This is a genomic window from Streptococcus mitis NCTC 12261 (genome assembly GCF_000148585.2).
GTDB classification, from domain to species: domain Bacteria; phylum Bacillota; class Bacilli; order Lactobacillales; family Streptococcaceae; genus Streptococcus; species Streptococcus mitis.
Genome location: NZ_CP028414.1, coordinates 239,298 through 255,397, shown reverse-complemented (window position 1 = coordinate 255,397; position 16,100 = coordinate 239,298). Strand labels below are relative to the sequence as shown.

General features: G+C 40.9%; 17 protein-coding genes. 7 read left to right on the top strand and 10 right to left on the bottom strand.

The genetic code is table 11. The features are described from left to right. Positions 1-63 precede the first annotated feature (63 nt). Positions 64-1,026 (top strand): asparaginase, encoded by a 963-nt coding sequence (locus SM12261_RS01325; RefSeq protein ID WP_001124765.1) that lies wholly within the window; start codon positions 64-66, stop codon positions 1,024-1,026. Positions 1,027-1,079: 53 nt separating this feature from the next. Here the strand turns inward: SM12261_RS01325 and ccpA are convergent, their stop codons facing one another. Next, positions 1,080-2,090, bottom strand: coding sequence for a catabolite control protein A (ccpA, locus tag SM12261_RS01320; protein ID WP_001090627.1), 1,011 nt, complete (start codon positions 2,088-2,090; stop codon positions 1,080-1,082). A gap of 237 nt (positions 2,091-2,327) precedes the next feature. Here ccpA and SM12261_RS01315 point away from each other — a divergent pair, with 237 nt between their 5' ends. Beyond that, entirely contained in the window at positions 2,328-2,645 is a 318-nt protein-coding gene (locus tag SM12261_RS01315; RefSeq protein WP_000886035.1) for a DUF960 domain-containing protein, read from the top strand. Positions 2,646-2,805: 160 nt separating this feature from the next. On the opposite strand, the gene folK is transcribed toward SM12261_RS01315, so the two are convergent. The 6 genes from folK to SM12261_RS01285 form a co-directional block, all read right to left on the bottom strand. Then, positions 2,806-3,618, bottom strand: coding sequence for a 2-amino-4-hydroxy-6-hydroxymethyldihydropteridine diphosphokinase (gene folK / locus SM12261_RS01310; RefSeq protein ID WP_000372493.1), 813 nt, complete (start codon positions 3,616-3,618; stop codon positions 2,806-2,808). A gap of 42 nt (positions 3,619-3,660) precedes the next feature. Then, on the bottom strand, positions 3,661-4,215 hold the full coding sequence (gene folE, locus SM12261_RS01305; RefSeq protein WP_000380931.1) for a GTP cyclohydrolase I FolE: 555 nt from the start codon (positions 4,213-4,215) through the stop codon (positions 3,661-3,663). Beyond that, complete coding sequence (locus SM12261_RS01300; protein ID WP_000658435.1) at positions 4,196-5,518, bottom strand: bifunctional folylpolyglutamate synthase/dihydrofolate synthase; 1,323 nt, start codon at positions 5,516-5,518, stop codon at positions 4,196-4,198. Before SM12261_RS01300 ends, folE begins: the two co-directional genes overlap by 20 nt. Position 5,519: 1 nt before the next feature. Beyond that, complete coding sequence (gene folP / locus SM12261_RS01295) at positions 5,520-6,494, bottom strand: dihydropteroate synthase (protein WP_000240964.1); 975 nt, start codon at positions 6,492-6,494, stop codon at positions 5,520-5,522. 93 nt (positions 6,495-6,587) lie between these two features. Next, complete coding sequence (locus SM12261_RS01290; protein WP_000592384.1) at positions 6,588-7,295, bottom strand: CPBP family intramembrane glutamic endopeptidase; 708 nt, start codon at positions 7,293-7,295, stop codon at positions 6,588-6,590. 104 nt (positions 7,296-7,399) lie between these two features. Then, positions 7,400-8,818, bottom strand: coding sequence for an NCS2 family permease (locus SM12261_RS01285; protein WP_000359259.1), 1,419 nt, complete (start codon positions 8,816-8,818; stop codon positions 7,400-7,402). A 189-nt stretch (positions 8,819-9,007) separates the two neighbouring features. Here SM12261_RS01285 and SM12261_RS01280 point away from each other — a divergent pair, with 189 nt between their 5' ends. From SM12261_RS01280 to SM12261_RS01260, 5 genes are all read left to right on the top strand, one after another. Further along, the gene (locus SM12261_RS01280; RefSeq protein WP_078228367.1) at positions 9,008-9,820 is read left to right on the top strand and encodes a Cof-type HAD-IIB family hydrolase; all 813 of its coding nucleotides are present in this window, start codon (positions 9,008-9,010) and stop codon (positions 9,818-9,820) included. A 224-nt stretch (positions 9,821-10,044) separates the two neighbouring features. Beyond that, positions 10,045-11,064 (top strand): alcohol dehydrogenase AdhP, encoded by a 1,020-nt coding sequence (gene adhP, locus SM12261_RS01275; RefSeq protein WP_000649187.1) that lies wholly within the window; start codon positions 10,045-10,047, stop codon positions 11,062-11,064. Between the two features lie 233 nt (positions 11,065-11,297). Next, complete coding sequence (locus tag SM12261_RS01270) at positions 11,298-12,287, top strand: PTS sugar transporter subunit IIB (protein ID WP_000021967.1); 990 nt, start codon at positions 11,298-11,300, stop codon at positions 12,285-12,287. A 74-nt stretch (positions 12,288-12,361) separates the two neighbouring features. After that, positions 12,362-13,174 (top strand): PTS mannose/fructose/sorbose transporter subunit IIC, encoded by an 813-nt coding sequence (locus SM12261_RS01265; RefSeq protein WP_001280330.1) that lies wholly within the window; start codon positions 12,362-12,364, stop codon positions 13,172-13,174. 14 nt (positions 13,175-13,188) lie between these two features. Then, positions 13,189-14,100 carry a PTS system mannose/fructose/sorbose family transporter subunit IID gene (locus tag SM12261_RS01260; RefSeq protein WP_000136857.1) on the top strand — a complete coding sequence of 304 codons (912 nt, stop codon included), beginning with the start codon at positions 13,189-13,191 and terminating at the stop codon, positions 14,098-14,100. A 234-nt stretch (positions 14,101-14,334) separates the two neighbouring features. On the opposite strand, the gene SM12261_RS01255 is transcribed toward SM12261_RS01260, so the two are convergent. The 3 genes from SM12261_RS01255 to SM12261_RS01245 form a co-directional block, all read right to left on the bottom strand. Next, positions 14,335-14,730, bottom strand: coding sequence for a leucine-rich repeat domain-containing protein (locus tag SM12261_RS01255; protein ID WP_075230488.1), 396 nt, complete (start codon positions 14,728-14,730; stop codon positions 14,335-14,337). A gap of 362 nt (positions 14,731-15,092) precedes the next feature. Beyond that, the gene (locus tag SM12261_RS01250) at positions 15,093-15,338 is read right to left on the bottom strand and encodes a hypothetical protein (RefSeq protein WP_004238875.1); all 246 of its coding nucleotides are present in this window, start codon (positions 15,336-15,338) and stop codon (positions 15,093-15,095) included. 166 nt (positions 15,339-15,504) lie between these two features. Further along, positions 15,505-16,083, bottom strand: coding sequence for a DUF4230 domain-containing protein (locus tag SM12261_RS01245; protein ID WP_000493216.1), 579 nt, complete (start codon positions 16,081-16,083; stop codon positions 15,505-15,507). Positions 16,084-16,100 lie beyond the last annotated feature (17 nt).

Here is a 16,100-nt window from a genome sequence, read left to right as displayed (position 1 = left end):
TATCCCAATCTCCCCTTTTGTGATACAATGATTATACCACATTTCAGAAAGAGTGAGTAAATCATGCCTAAGAAAATCCTTGTTTTACATACGGGTGGAACTATTTCCATGCAGGCCGATGCTTCTGGCGCTGTTGTGACGAGTTCAGATAATCCCATGAACCATGTGTCCAACCCACTTGAAGGAATCCAAGTCCACGCCTTAGACTTTTTTAACCTGCCAAGCCCCCATATCAAACCCAAGCATATGCTAGCCCTCTACCAGAAAATTAAAGAGGAAGCTGCTAACTACGATGGAGTGGTAATCACACACGGGACCGATACTTTAGAGGAAACAGCCTATTTCCTTGATACCATGGAAGTTCCCCATATGCCTATCGTTCTAACAGGGGCCATGCGTAGCTCTAACGAACTCGGCAGCGACGGTGTTTATAACTATCTGAGTGCTTTACGGGTGGCTAGCGATGACAGGGCTGCTGACAAAGGGGTTTTGGTTGTTATGAACGATGAAATCCATGCTGCCAAGTATGTTACCAAAACGCATACGACCAACGTCGGCACCTTCCAGACCCCAACACATGGGCCACTTGGTCTGATTACGAAGCGGGAAATCCTCTACTTCAAAACAGCTGAACCTCGTGTTCGCTTTGACCTTGATCACATACAAGGCTTAGTCCCTATCATCTCGGCTTATGCAGGTATGACAGATGAGCTGATTGATATGCTGGATTTGGAACAATTGGACGGCTTGATTATCCAAGCCTTCGGAGCTGGTAATATTCCCAAAGAAACGGCTCAAAAATTAGAAAACCTTCTGCAAAAAGGAATCCCAGTCGCCCTGGTATCACGATGCTTTAACGGTATAGCGGAACCTGTTTATGCCTACCAAGGTGGAGGCGTACAGTTGCAAAAATCAGGCGTTTTCTTTGTTAAAGAACTCAATGCCCAAAAAGCCCGTTTGAAACTCCTCATTGCCCTCAATGCCGGACTAAGAGGACAGGCTTTGAAAGACTATATGGAAGGGTAAGTCTCTTCTCCAGAAAGCAAAATCAGGAAATCTGCACGATTCCCTGATTTTTTCTATTTCCGTTTTCGTGTTGAGCGACGTTCTGTCAAACCATGAGGTAAGAGAACTTCACGTTCTTCCAACTCTTCCTTGTGCATAATCTTGGTCAACATACGCATACTGATGGCCCCAAGGTCATAAAGAGGTTGGGCAATAGTTGTCAAGTTTGGACGGGTAAAGCGTGAGATTTGTGAATCATCACTAGTAATGATTTCAAATTCTTCTGGTACTGATACACCCTTATCAGCAAGGCCGTTCAAGACACCTGCTGCCAGCTCATCACCTGTTACAACTGCTGCAGTTGCGTTTGATGAAATCAAGCGTTCTGCCAAGGCATAACCATCTTCATAAGTGTATTTAGACTCAAATACCAATCCTTCGCTATAAGAAATACCTGCTTTTTTCAAGGCTTCCTTGTAGCCAACCAAACGAACCTTACCATTGATATCATCCACTAGTGGACCGCTTACGAAAGCAATGCGCTCATTTTCTTTAGCAAGGTAGGTCACTGCATCAATCGTAGCTTGTTTGTAGTCAATATTAACACTTGGAAGTTGGTGTTCTACATCCACAGTTCCTGCAAGAACAACTGGTGTTCGAGAACGAGAAAACTCTGAACGAATTTTTTCAGTCAAGTGGTACCCCATAAAGATGATACCATCCACTTGCTTAGAAAACAGGGTATTGACAACTGAAACTTCCTTATCATCATCCTCATCACTATTAGCAAGAACGATATTATACTTGTACATTTCAGCAATATCATCAATCCCTTTGGCAAGCGTTGAGAAATAACCATTGGTAATATTTGGTATCACCACACCGACAGTGGTTGTCTTTTTACTTGCAAGACCACGCGCCACTGCATTTGGACGGTAATCCAAACGGTCAATCACCTCAAGCACTTTTTTACGAGTATTCTCTTTTACATTCTTATTGCCATTGACTACACGGCTAACTGTCGCCATTGAAACTCCTGCTTCACGGGCGACATCATAAATCGTTACTGTATCGTCTGTATTCATTCCATTTCCTTTCTATATCATACCTCACGAGACTCTAAAAAAGAGACGGTATGAAAATTTCGTTTTCATGATTCTACTTATTCCATTTTATCACTATTTGTAAACACTTTCAAGCTTTTTTTGAAGATTATTTGAAAAAATTTCATAGGAAGCTATGTTTATGAAGAAAAAATCACCTTTTCTTGATTTTTAATCCTATTTGCTGTATGATAAGGGAAAAGAAAGGGGGGCAGAAATATGGCTTTTACCAATACCCACATGCGGTCGGCTAGTTTTGGCATTGTAACCAGCTTACCTGATGATGTCATTGACTCTTTTTGGTATATCATCGACCACTTCTTAAAAAATGTCTTTGAATTGGAAGAAGAACTCGAATTTCAATTGCTTAATAACCAAGGCAAAATTACCTTCCACTTCTCAAGTCAACACCTCCCTACAGCCATTGATTTTGACTTTAACCATCCTTTCGACCCTCTTTATCCCCCGAGAGTTCTGGTTTTAGACATGGATGGTAGAGAGACTATTCTCCTCCCAGAAGAAAATGACCTATTTTAATACTCAATGAAAATCAAAGAGCAAACTAGGAAGCTAGCCGCAGGCTGCTCAAAACACTGTTTTGATTTTGCAGATGGAAGCTGACGTGGTTTGAAGAGATTTTCGAAGAGTATAAAAACTCTAGCCTTCAGTTGCAAGTGACTGAAAACTAGAGTTTTTTCTATTTTTTCAAAGCATTATACAAGTTACGGATAGGTTGCTTTAATGTCGGATGGATAAAATGAGGCGCAATTTCTTGTAGAGATTCAAGGACAAAAAGGCGTTCCGCTATGTAAGGATGAGGCAATATGAGGTCGGCTGTATAAAGGATCTGGTCCTCCACAAAGAGCAAGTCCAAATCAATCAAACGAGGTCCCCAATGCACTTCTCTCACCCGTCCCATCTCTGACTCAATGGCTAACAAGCTTTCTAACAAGACCGGTGCTGGTAGCCAGGTTTCCACCTCAACCACTTGATTAGCAAAGCTATCCTGCTCCACTCCACCCCAAGGCTCCGTCGTTAAGACACTGGACTCTTTAAGAATATGGATGCCACGAGCTCGCAGTTTGTCAATGGCTTGCTCCAAGTTTGCTTGTTTATCTCCCATATTGCTTCCTAGAGCGATAAAGGCTCGTTGCTTGCGGCGATGAATGGTTACCGAGCAAGTATCTAGTGGCAAATGAACCGGCGCCCAAGGTTTTTTCAGTTCCAGCTTGATTTCTTGGACAAGAGGATAAGTTTCAAAGGTACGTTCTACCAGTTTGTAGGCTACCGTTTCAATCAAGTCCTCAGTTGTTTCCTGAAACCAAGTCGTCCACTGCTGACACAGTTCTCCATAATGGACAGAGGCTGTTAAATCCAAGTCTGTAGCCGCCTTGGTCATATCATAGGATAGGATTGCGGAAATAACAAACTTCTGCCCTAATTCCTTTTCACTAGGAAAAAGACCATGATAGGCAAAAATTTCCAAATCCTTAATCTGCAGTTGATCCATAATGATTCCTTTCTAGAAAAATCCGCCCAAAGCGGATTCTTTTTATAGTCCCATTAAACGATAAGCCTGGTCTCGGAGGTCCTTATCTGTTTCAAATAGACCACGAGCTACTGTCGTCAAGGTTGCAGTGCCTGGTTTTCTGACACCACGCATGCTCATACACATATGTTCCGCCTCAATGACAACAAAGGCTCCTTTAGCACCTAGATAGTCCATCAAGGCATCGGCCACTTCGATATTCAAACGTTCTTGAATTTGTGGTTTTTTCGAATAAACTTCAACCGTACGGGCTAGCTTAGACAAACCTGCTACACGGCCATCTGGAATATAGGCAATATGCGCTCTACCATAAAATGGCAAGAAGTGGTGTTCACACATAGTATGGAAAAAGATATCCTTTTCTACCACCATATTATCGTCGATAATCTCAAAGGATTTTGACAAATGTTCCTCCGCTGTTTGACCAAGCCCTGAAAAAATCTCTTGGTACATACGGGCCACACGAGCAGGCGTTTCCTGCAAGCCCTCACGGTTAGCGTCCTCTCCGACAGCCTCGATAATCATTTTTACAGCTGTTTCAATCTTTTGTGTATCCATTTTCGTTCTTCCTCTCCATCAGATAAGCTCTCACTTGGCTCAAGAAATACAATGAACCTGTGACAATCCTAACTGTTTGTTTCTCTTCTTTTTTATCTGTCAATTTCTGCTCTAGAAAATCCTGCCAACCTTGGTAGCTGAGATTTCTAGACTTAGCTGCCTCTTTCAGCACGTTTTCATCAGTCGCCCGACTATCGTCAAAATGTGTCAGAGTAAGCTCGGTATCTGGCATGGCCCCCAGCAAGTCCAACATATCCTCCAAGGCCTTGGTTTTGATACAAGTAAAGAGGATTTCCTTACGATAATCTGCAAAACGTTCTTGCAAGGTTGCTAATAAAGCCTTAATAGCATGGGGATTGTGGGCTCCATCCAAAATCATCAAGGGATCTCTTGACACGATTTCCAAACGCCCTGGCCAACTTGTTTCTTCCAAGGCTTGAGCAAGCAAGTGATTGCTTGCTAGTTCTCGACCATCTTCTTGACAAAAAGTATCAAGTAAAGCTATGGCCATCCCAGCATTCTCTATCTGGTGCAAACCAAGCAGGCCAGTCTGGAAGTGACCTTGTCTGAGAGAGCTAGTATAATCAAAGACTTCCCCTGTCATCACACTCTTTTGATGACCAACCTGATAATCTGCCCCGTAGGCAAGTCTCGGCGCATCTTTCCCTTCCGCAGTGTGGTCAATCACAGCCAAAGCTTCTGGAGCAATGCGACCTGTCACCAAGGGAATACCTTGTTTGATAATACCAGCTTTCTGCTCTGCTATGGCTTCCAAGGTGTCACCTAAAAGGGCTACATGGTCCAATCCAATAGTCGTGATGCCTGTTAGAATAGGCTGGCAGACATTGGTACTATCCAAGAGTCCACCCATGCCCACTTCCATGATAGCCACATCTACTTGCTCTGAGGCAAAGTAGTCATAGGCTATGGCTGTGATAATCTCAAACTCGGTTGTGCCCTGTAAATTAGCGACCGCTTCTCCCTCCAGCAAAGACTGATAGTCTGCCATGAGGGTTTCTAGCTTCGCTTCTGGGATAGATTCCCCATTGATGCTAATCTGGTCTGTATAATGAATGAGATAGGGCGAGCTGAACACCCCAACTCTCAGCCCTAGCTTTTCTAGCATATTTTTCAAAAAAGCAATGGTAGACCCCTTGCCATTGGTCCCTCCGATATGGATGACCTTAAGTTTGAGATGGGGATTGCCACGCAAAGCTAACAGTTCCACCATTCGTTCCAAGCCAAAATGCGGTTGGTCCGTCCGGTAGTTAGTAATCCACTGATTGTTTTCAATTTCTTTCATCTTATTTGTATTGTTTTAAATCTAGATTTTCCGCTTCATCAGCCAGACGAATAGCGGAGGCAATTTCAACCGCCATCCTGTGACTAGCTACGTCATGCACTCGTACCACTTCCACACCCTGTCGCGCAGCGATACTAGTTACATGAGCCGAAGCCGTATCTCGATTACGGAAACCAGGTTCTGTCTCAGGATTGACTTCAAAACCATTTTCTTCAAGGATATTGATGACAAACCGCTTGCGCGATACTCCGAGAAAGATTGGATACCCCTTCTGATTTAGTTTATCCAGGTCACGTAAAAGAAGCAGATTTTCTTTCTTGGTCAGACCAAAGCCAATTCCTGGATCCAACAGGATATTCTCTTGTGCAATCCCAGCTTCCTCTGCTCTCGCTAAGGCTCTGTAAAAGAAAGCCTCCATCAAGTCTTCGATTGGCAATTTTTCAAAGCCATCTAACTCCTCCACTGTAAAAGCCTGACCAAAGCCAAAATGAGGAAATATGAGCGAGCTAGGATGCTGAGGTCGAGCCATAACGGGATTAAACATGATGATCACCTTCGCTCCAGCCTTAGCAACCACATAGGCCATTTTTTCATCACCCATGAGACCAGTAATATCATTGACTAGATTGGCACCAGCAGCCAAAGCAGCCTCTGCTACCTGACTTTTCCAAGTATCAATGGAGATAAGGACATCACTTTCCTTGCGAATAGCTTTAATCACTGGAACAACACGCTGGATTTCCTCTTCTATCTCAACATAGCTACTTCCCGGCCGAGTCGATTCTCCGCCGATATCTAGCATGCTGGCTCCTTCCGCTATCAATTTACGAGCCTGCTGGAGCGCCTGCTCAAGAGCAAAAAATTGACCACCATCCGAAAAGGAGTCTGGGGTTACATTGATAATTCCGCAAATAGCTGTCTTTGCATGATTGGTTTTACTTGACATATCGGTCACTCCCTCAAGGCTTTTCACCATATTATTTCTCTATTTTACCATAAAAAGAAAAAGATGGACACGATTGCATTCATCTTTTTCCCAGTAGAAACAAGTAAGCAATTGTCAAAAATCTTAAACAGAAATCCCTAATGTCCGACTCAAAATCACCACGAGAGCCAACAAACAGAAAACAACCCCATTAACAATCATGTGAAGTAAGATAGACATTTCCAAACGTTGGGTCTTGTAAGCCGTCCAAGATAGCACTGTTGACATACCTCCATAGATAAGAAGGGAAGGTAAATTGGTCGGTAAATGAAGCAAGGCAAAGATAATAGCACCGACTATATAACCCACATTTTCTTTACCACGAAAGAGTTTTTTGGGAATCACTCCTCGACATAAAATCTCCTCACAGATAGGAGCTATTAGAACGAGTAAGAAAAAACTGGAAATCAAGGAACTATTCTGGACCAGATCATTAATGTTTGATTGATTGCTGGTTGTTGTTTCATTCCTCAAATGTAACAATAATACACCCGAAATATTACTAATAAGAATGACTAAATAACTTACGGCCAATCTAACCAAGTCCTTTACCTTAAAAAACGATAAACTAAAACTAGCCAACTGTGATTTTCTAGCACCTATGATAAATACAGTTAAAACCACAAGAGATAAGATTCCTACTAATAGTCCAGTTTGAAGCAGTGGAAATTTTCTGCTAGTTAGAAAAGTTGCTAGAGCCAAAGGAAACTGAGAAAATAAAAGCCCTACTAGAAAGATTATTAGCCACTTCCCCCTGTTTAATACTTCACTCCAAATATTCTTTTTTATCATCGATCATCCTCCTATCATTTAATCAAAATCACCTACTTAGTTTAAAGCAATTTTCAAGTAACTATAATATAAAAGGGGGAGACCCCCTTTTTATATTATAGCATTTATAGTGCCATACTAATGTAGTTAAGGATAAACAAGGCATCCAAAATCCAAATCATTACATGAACATCTTTAGCTTGACCTTTGACAAGCTTAGTCAAGGTATAAGTCAAGAAACCAACTGCAATCCCTTGAGTGATAGAGTAGCTGAATCCCATAAAGATAGATGTGAAGAAAGCAGGAACCGCTTCAGCCATATCATCCCAATGGATATTTTTCAAGCTAGCCAACATCATAATCCCAACGATAATCAAGATTGGAGCTGTAGCAGCTGTTGGTACGATCGCTAGAAGTGGGCTAAAGAAGCTTGAAATTGCAAAACAGATTGCCACAACCAAGGCTGTCAAACCTGTACGTCCACCTGCACCAATACCAGCAGCAGACTCAACATAAGTCGTTACGTTTGAAGTACCGGCGATGGCACCAATTGAAGTACCAATCAAGTCTGAATAAAGAGCCTTGTCCAACTTAGCTGATTGGTGATTTTCACCATTTGTCGCTACGATACCAACTTTTTCACCTGTACCGATCAAGGTACCAATTGTATCAAAAATATCTGTCAATGAAAAGGCAAGAATAGCCATCAGAGTTTCAGGCAAGCGAGCTGTATCTGAAATCAAAGCTCCCAAACCTTCTGAACCAAGAGCTGCACCAAAAACTGTCTTCAAGTCTTCAAAGGCTGCACCAACATGGTTATTAGCAAAATCGATACTAGACAAATCTACCAAACCAACTGCAATAGCAAGAATAGTTGTTGTCAAGATAGAAAGGATAATTCCCCCTTTAATCCCTTTAATGACAAAGAAGATAGTAATGGCAAGTCCTGCAAGAGCCACCAAAACAGCTGGATTATTAAAGCTGACCAAGCCTGGAACTGCTGAAGAGTTTGCTGCAATCGTTGCTTGAGCTTTGTCAGCCCCTTCTCCTACAACAATATAGTTGCCTGGATCAATCGTAAATTTCAAAAGTCCAGCATTCTTAATTCCCACGTAGGCAAGGAAGACACCGATACCAGCTGAAATAGCTGAGCGAAGGGCATTTGGAATCGATTCAATGATCATTTTACGAACATTTGTCAAAGTGATAATCAATGAGATAATTCCACAGATGAAGACCATAGCTAGGGCTTCTTGCCAAGAATAACCGAGTCCAAATACAACTGTAAAGGTAAAGAAGGCATTAAGTCCCATACCTGGCGCTTGGGCATAAGGTAAGTTAGCGTAGAAAGCCATCATCAAGGTACCAGCTACTGCACCGATAATCGTTGCGAGGAATACACCCTGAGCAGGCATTCCTGTTTGCGAAAGAATTTGTGGGTTTACAAAGAGAATATAACTCATTGCAAAGAAAGTTGTTAAACCAGCGAGAACCTCTGTACGAACGTCTGTACCGTTCTCTTTTAGTTTAAATAATTTGTCCATTATCAATCTCCTTTTAATTTTTACGAACAATAATAGAATTATATCATTTATCATTCACTTTTTCAACATCTTTGTTTGATTTATTTAAGAAATTGATCTAATTTCATTTTTTGTTTGGAATCTGCTTTTCTGCCTGCTTTCTGTTATAATAGAAAACATCTTATCTGAAAAGACACTAGAAAGGTCCCTATGACGAAAAAAATTATTGCAGTTGACCTGGATGGCACCCTGCTCAACTCAGACAGTCAAATTTCTGACTTTACCAAAAAAACCATTAAAAAAGTTGCTGAAAAAGGCCATCAGGTTATTATTACGACAGGGCGCCCTTACCGCATGGCAAAAGATTTTTACCATGAACTAGGCTTAGACACTCCTATGATTAATTTCAACGGCTCCCTCACTCATTTACCAGACCAAACTTGGGACTTTGAAAAGTGTTTGACTGTAGACAAAAAATATCTGCTAGATATGGTTCGACGTTCAGAGGACATTCAAGCCGATTTTATCGCTGGAGAATATCGTAAAAAATTCTACATTACAAATCCTAATGAAGAAATTGCTAATCCCAAACTATTTGGTGTAGAAGCTTTCCAGCCTGAAGATCAATTCCAGCCTGAGTTGGTAACCAAGGATCCTAACTGTATTCTTTTACAGACCAGAGCCAGTGACAAATATGCCTTGGCAAAAGAAATGAACGCCTTCTACCAGCATCAACTGTCTATCAATACCTGGGGAGGTCCGCTCAATATCCTTGAGTGTACTCCAAAAGGAGTCAACAAGGCCTTTGCTTTGGACTACTTGCTCAAGGTAATGAACCGCGACAAAAAAGATTTGATTGCTTTTGGAGATGAGCACAATGATACCGAAATGCTCGCTTTTGCTGGGAAAGGTTATGCAATGAAAAATGCCAACCCAGAGCTACTCCCCTATGCAGATGAGCAAATTTCCTTGACAAATGACCAAGACGGGGTTGCCAAAACTCTGCAAGATTTATTCTTATAGTTCATTCTGACCAGCTTGCAAGCTGGTCTTTGTGCTCTTTTCACAGTCTCATCAACCAGTTAATCAATTATTCTATTTTTTACCTCCAAAACCTTGGAAAAGGCTTTCTTTTGTGATATAATTCACATATAAATACAAGAGAACTCGTCATACTCGACTCTGTTGACACAAAATCAATCCAGTCCCGTTATCCCTGTTCTCGGTCAATATCAAGGAGGATAGCTATGAAAGCTGTTGTTGTAAATCCAGAAAGCACTGGTGTTGCTGTTGAAGAAAAAGTACTCCGTCCACTTGAAACTGGGGAAGCACTTGTAGAAATTGAATACTGTGGTGTTTGCCACACTGACCTCCACGTTGCCCATGGTGACTTTGGTCAAGTACCAGGACGTGTCCTAGGTCACGAAGGTGTTGGTATCGTTAAAGAAATTGCCCCAGATGTGAAAAGCCTTAAAGTCGGTGACCGAGTCAGCGTTGCTTGGTTCTTTGAAGGATGTGGCACTTGCGAATACTGTACAACTGGTCGCGAAACCCTTTGCCGTACAGTGAAAAATGCTGGCTACTCAGTAGATGGTGGTATGGCTGAACAATGTATCGTAACTGCAGACTATGCTGTCAAAGTTCCTGACGGACTTGATCCAGCCCAAGCCTCTTCTATCACATGTGCTGGTGTAACAACCTATAAAGCCATTAAAGAAGCCAAAGTTGAACCAGGCCAATGGGTTGTTCTTTACGGCGCTGGTGGACTTGGTAACCTAGCTGTTCAATACGCTAAAAAAGTATTCAATGCTCATGTCATCGCAGTTGATATCAATAACGACAAACTTACCCTTGCAAAAGAAGTAGGTGCTGACATTGTGATTAACGGCCTCGAAGTTGAAGATGTACCTGGACTCATCAAGGAAAAAACTGATGGTGGAGCTCATTCAGCTGTCGTAACTGCTGTGTCTAAAGTTGCCTTCAACCAGGCTGTTGACTCAGTTCGTGCTGGTGGTCGCGTAGTCGCTGTTGGTCTTCCTTCTGAAATGATGGAACTCAGCATCGTCAAAACCGTTCTAGATGGAATCCAAGTCATCGGTTCTCTTGTTGGAACTCGTAAAGACTTGGAAGAAGCCTTCCAATTCGGTGCAGAAGGTTTGGTAGTTCCAGTTGTTCAAAAACGTCCAATAGAAGATGCCGTAGCAATTTTCGACGAAATGGAAAAAGGTCAAATCCAAGGACGTATGGTACTCGACTTCACCCACTAATCTAATAAAAACCTATTTTAAAAGTTGGAATACGCTTCCAACTTTTTTATATTAAATTTTTTAATAAGGATTCAAAAAAACTTCTCTAAAACTCAATATATCAATATTTTCAGATGTAATCTTTTTAATTATTTTATGATAAATAGTTGATTTTTAGATGAAAACGGTTTATACTTAAAAAGTCTTAAAGTTTTCTTAAACGAAAACTAAAACAAAAAGGAGGAATGACAATAATGAGTATCGGAATCATTATTGCGAGTCACGGCGAATTTGCTGCGGGTATTCATCAGTCAGGTTCTATGATCTTTGGTGAACAAGAAAAGGTTCAAGTTGTAACCTTTATGCCAAATGAAGGTCCTGATGATCTATACGCTAAGTTTAATAACGCTGTTGCTGCATTTGACGCAGAAGATGAGGTTCTAGTTTTGGCTGACCTTTGGAGTGGATCTCCATTTAACCAAGCTAGTCGCGTGATGGGAGAAAATCCTGAGCGTAAGTTTGCCATCATCACAGGACTTAACTTACCGATGTTAATTCAAGCCTACACAGAGCGCCTGATGGACGCTGCTGCAGGTGTAGAAAAAGTCGCTGCTAATATTATCAAAGAAGCCAAAGATGGCATCAAAGCTCTTCCAGAAGAGCTCAATCCAGCTGAAGAAGTTGCAAGTGCTACAGCTACTCCAGTTGCCCAAGCTGCTATCCCAGAAGGAACTGTTATCGGAGATGGAAAACTCAAGATTAACCTTGCCCGTCTTGACACTCGTCTCCTTCACGGTCAGGTTGCAACTGCTTGGACTCCAGATTCAAAAGCAGACCGCATCATCGTTGCTTCAGATAACGTTGCCAACGACGACCTTCGTAAAGAATTGATTAAACAAGCAGCTCCAAATAATGTCAGAGCTAATGTTGTTCCAATTCAAAAATTGATTGAGGTTTCAAAAGACCCACGCTTTGGAGAAACACATGCCCTTATCTTGTTTGAAACACCTCAAGATGCCCTTCGTGCAATCGAAGGTGGCGTGCCAATCAAGACCCTTAACGTAGGATCAATGGCTCACTCAACAGGTAAAACAATGGTCAACAACGTTTTGTCTATGGACAAAGATGACGTTGCTACATTTGAAAAAATGCGTGACCTCGGTGTTGAATTTGACGTACGTAAAGTACCAAACGACACTAAAAAAGATTTGTTTGACTTGATTAGCAAAGCCAACGTTCAATAACAAATATCAAACTATAGAAGAATCCTAAGAAAATTTTTCACTTTATTATCATTAAATAGAAAAGGAATAAAACCATGTCAGATATTTCAATTATTTCTGCTGTCTTGGTTGTAGTTGTTGCCTTCCTTGCAGGTCTTGAAGGTATCCTCGACCAATTCCAATTCCATCAACCAATCGTCGCATGTACCCTTATCGGACTTGCAACTGGTAACCTCGAAGCAGGGGTTATGCTTGGTGGATCACTTCAAATGATCGCCCTTGGTTGGGCAAATATCGGAGCTGCCGTAGCTCCTGACGCTGCTCTTGCATCTGTTGCCGCAGCAATCATCTTGATCAAAGGTGGTAACTTTACTACTGAAGGTATCGCCGTTGCAACAGCAACAGCTATCCCTCTTGCCGTAGCTGGACTTTTCTTGACTATGATTGTTCGTACAATCTCAGTTGGTTTGGTTCACACTGCAGATGCTGCTGCTAAAGAAGGAAATATTGCGGCTGTTGAACGTGCTCACTTTATCGCACTTCTTCTTCAAGGTCTTCGTATTGCTATCCCTGCAGCCTTCCTTATCGCTATCCCAGCTTCTGCCGTTCAAGATGCTCTTAAATTGATGCCAGAATGGTTGAACGGTGGTATGGCTGTCGGTGGTGCTATGGTCGTTGCCGTTGGTTACGCTATGGTTATCAACATGATGGCAACTCGTGAAGTATGGCCATTCTTCGCAATCGGTTTTGCACTTGCTGCGATTTCTCAATTGACTTTGATTGCCCTTGGTGTAGTCGGTGTTGCCCTTGCCTTCATCTACCTTAACCTTTCAAAACAAGGTGGTAACGGTGGCGGCGGAGCTGCGACTTCTAACGACCCAATCGGTGATATCCTAGAAGACTACTAGAAAGGGGAACAATCATGACTGAAAAACTTCAATTATCAAAATCAGATCGTAAAAAAGTTTGGTGGCGTTCACAATTCCTTCAAGGTTCTTGGAACTACGAGCGTATGCAAAACTTGGGTTGGGCTTATTCATTGATCCCAGCTATCAAAAAATTGTACACTACTAAAGAAGACCAAGCTGCTGCTCTTGAGCGTCACCTTGAATTCTTCAATACTCACCCATACGTAGCTGCTCCTATCATGGGGGTTACTCTTGCACTTGAAGAAGAACGTGCGAACGGTGTTGAAATCGATGACGCTGCTATCCAAGGGGTTAAAATCGGTATGATGGGACCTCTTGCTGGTATCGGTGACCCAGTATTCTGGTTTACAGTTCGTCCTATCCTTGGAGCTCTTGGTGCATCACTTGCTGCATCTGGTAACTTAGTTGGGCCACTTCTCTTCTTCTTCGGATGGAATGCGATCCGTATGGCCTTCCTATGGTACACACAAGAGTTTGGTTACAAAGCTGGATCTGAAATCACTAAAGATATGTCTGGTGGTATCTTGAAAGACATCACTAAAGGTGCTTCTATCCTTGGTATGTTCATCCTTGCCGTCCTTGTACAACGTTGGGTATCGATTAACTTCACTGTTAACCTTCCTGGTAAACAATTGGCTGAAGGTGCCTACATCAAATTCCCAGAAGGACCTGTATCAGGTGCTGAATTGAAAGGTATCCTTGGTCAAGCACTTGGTGGATTGAGCTTGGATAGCGTTCAACCACAAACCCTGCAAGGTCAGTTAAACTCATTGATTCCAGGATTGATGGGACTTCTCCTTACTTTCCTTTGCATGTGGTTGCTTAAGAAAAAAGTATCACCAATCTCAATCATCCTTGCACTCTTTGCAGTAGGTATCGCAGCTCGTTTCTTCGGTATCATGTAATCTTGGTGAGAATGTACAAACAAAAAAAGAATCAGGTTTATCACCTGATTCTTTTGGCTCTTTGTCAAATAGTGTTGATGAAGAACCTAATGAAAAAAGAATCCAACAAAAATTGGACTACCTGTCTCCGGTTGAATACCGAAGACGGTAGCCCTAGGGTGTTTTTATTAAATTCTCACTTTTTGGGGTCAGTCCCTAAGCCTGATAGTAATTTTTTGTTCATACTATTCCCCTTTAGTCATTTACTACTTTAAGTTGCATTGCTTTAGCTACTTCTTCTGCCTTTGATCCCTTAGGTGTATGGATTTCTACATCTGGGTTACAGTTATCCACAAAATAGAAGTATTCTGTAATTTCTGTTACACTTGCTGGAATTGTAATAGATTTAATTGATGATGTCCCCCAAAATACTAATGTTCCAATACTCTTTGTTCCTTCTGGGAATACAACTGATTCTAATGAACTATCAGAGTTGAAAACATCATCTTCTACTGTTTCTATTGACTTACCAAAGTGGACATACTTTAACTTATTGTCAATCGTAAACGCACCTTTTCCAATATATCGTACTGTATCTGGTAAAACGATTGCCTCACAATGTTTCAAGTTCGCAAGACCACGTTCTCCAATTGCGATAACAGGTTTACCTTTAATTTCCTTTGGTACACGAACAACCTTATCGTCAGAAGTACAACTATAGATGACATAACCTTCTTCCCATAAATATAAGCATGTTAATATATTAATATATTTAAGGATTTATAACTATAGTTCCTTAATTTTCCCAGTAAAAAAACGAAAGGCACCACAAGTTATTTATGTGTTTTCTTTAAACGATTCATGTACTTCTGTCGCAACTTCTCACCCGCCTTTAATTGCGGTTGCGATAGATTGAGGACCTAAATATGCATCCCCTGTTATTAGTTCATTTCTATTGTATTCTGATGTTGACCGAAAGTCAAATTTTTACCTTTCATCTAGAACACTAAAGTCTACTTTTGTTCAATTGCTGCAACGACAAGGTCACATGGAATAATATGTTCACTACCTGCCACTTCATGCGTTGATCTTCTTCCACTTTCATCTGATTCACCAAGTTCCATTGTAATAACCTTTACACCAGTTACTTTCCCACTCTCATCACGCAATACTTCTTTAATATTCTCTAAGAAATGGAATGTAACACCTTCATTGTGTGCATCTTTGATTTGTAGTGTAGCTTCTAGTATATTGTTCATATGGTCATCATTCTTTTGTTTTAGGTTTCAGCGCTTTTAATATAATGGATGTTGGCCTTTTTGTATACACTAAAATAGGGTTGGTGGAAAATTTCCATCAACCCTAAAAATTATAGAACCACACAAAACCCTGACCAGAGATGGCCAGGGTTTTGTATTTCAAAAATTATTCTGTAAATTCTATAGTTACTTTTACTTCAGAATCCATTGAAGAAAATATTGTTTTATAATAATTGATTGCAGATTCTTTAATTTCACTCTTAAATTTATCTAAATACTCTGCTTGTTTATCACTAGAAAGTTGGTTAGCGACCAATTTCCCAGTATCAATATCTTCTGTAGTTCCACTTAATAACTCTCCATGACTATCATATAAATCATAAGGATTATCTTTTGAAAGTTCAACACCAATTACTTCCAATTTTGGAACAATAACCTTATATTCTTTTTCGCTTATTTGTTCAACCTTTACACTACTTTTAATTCCAAATTTAGCTTTATAATTTAAAATTACTAATGCTGCTTTTTTAGAGAACGGCACATCAAACCCAAAAACTTGAGTTGTTTTTGTTTCAGAAATAATTTCATTAATTCCCGCATTCAAAAATACAACTTCATTCACTTTTTCAATACTTTCGATATTAATTGACGATTTGACTTCTGATTTATGTTCCTTAGGTAAGAAAAATAGCACTCCAATAGCTATAATAGCTATTAATACCACATTCAATAGTACACTAAACATATTAACTTTCTTCTTTA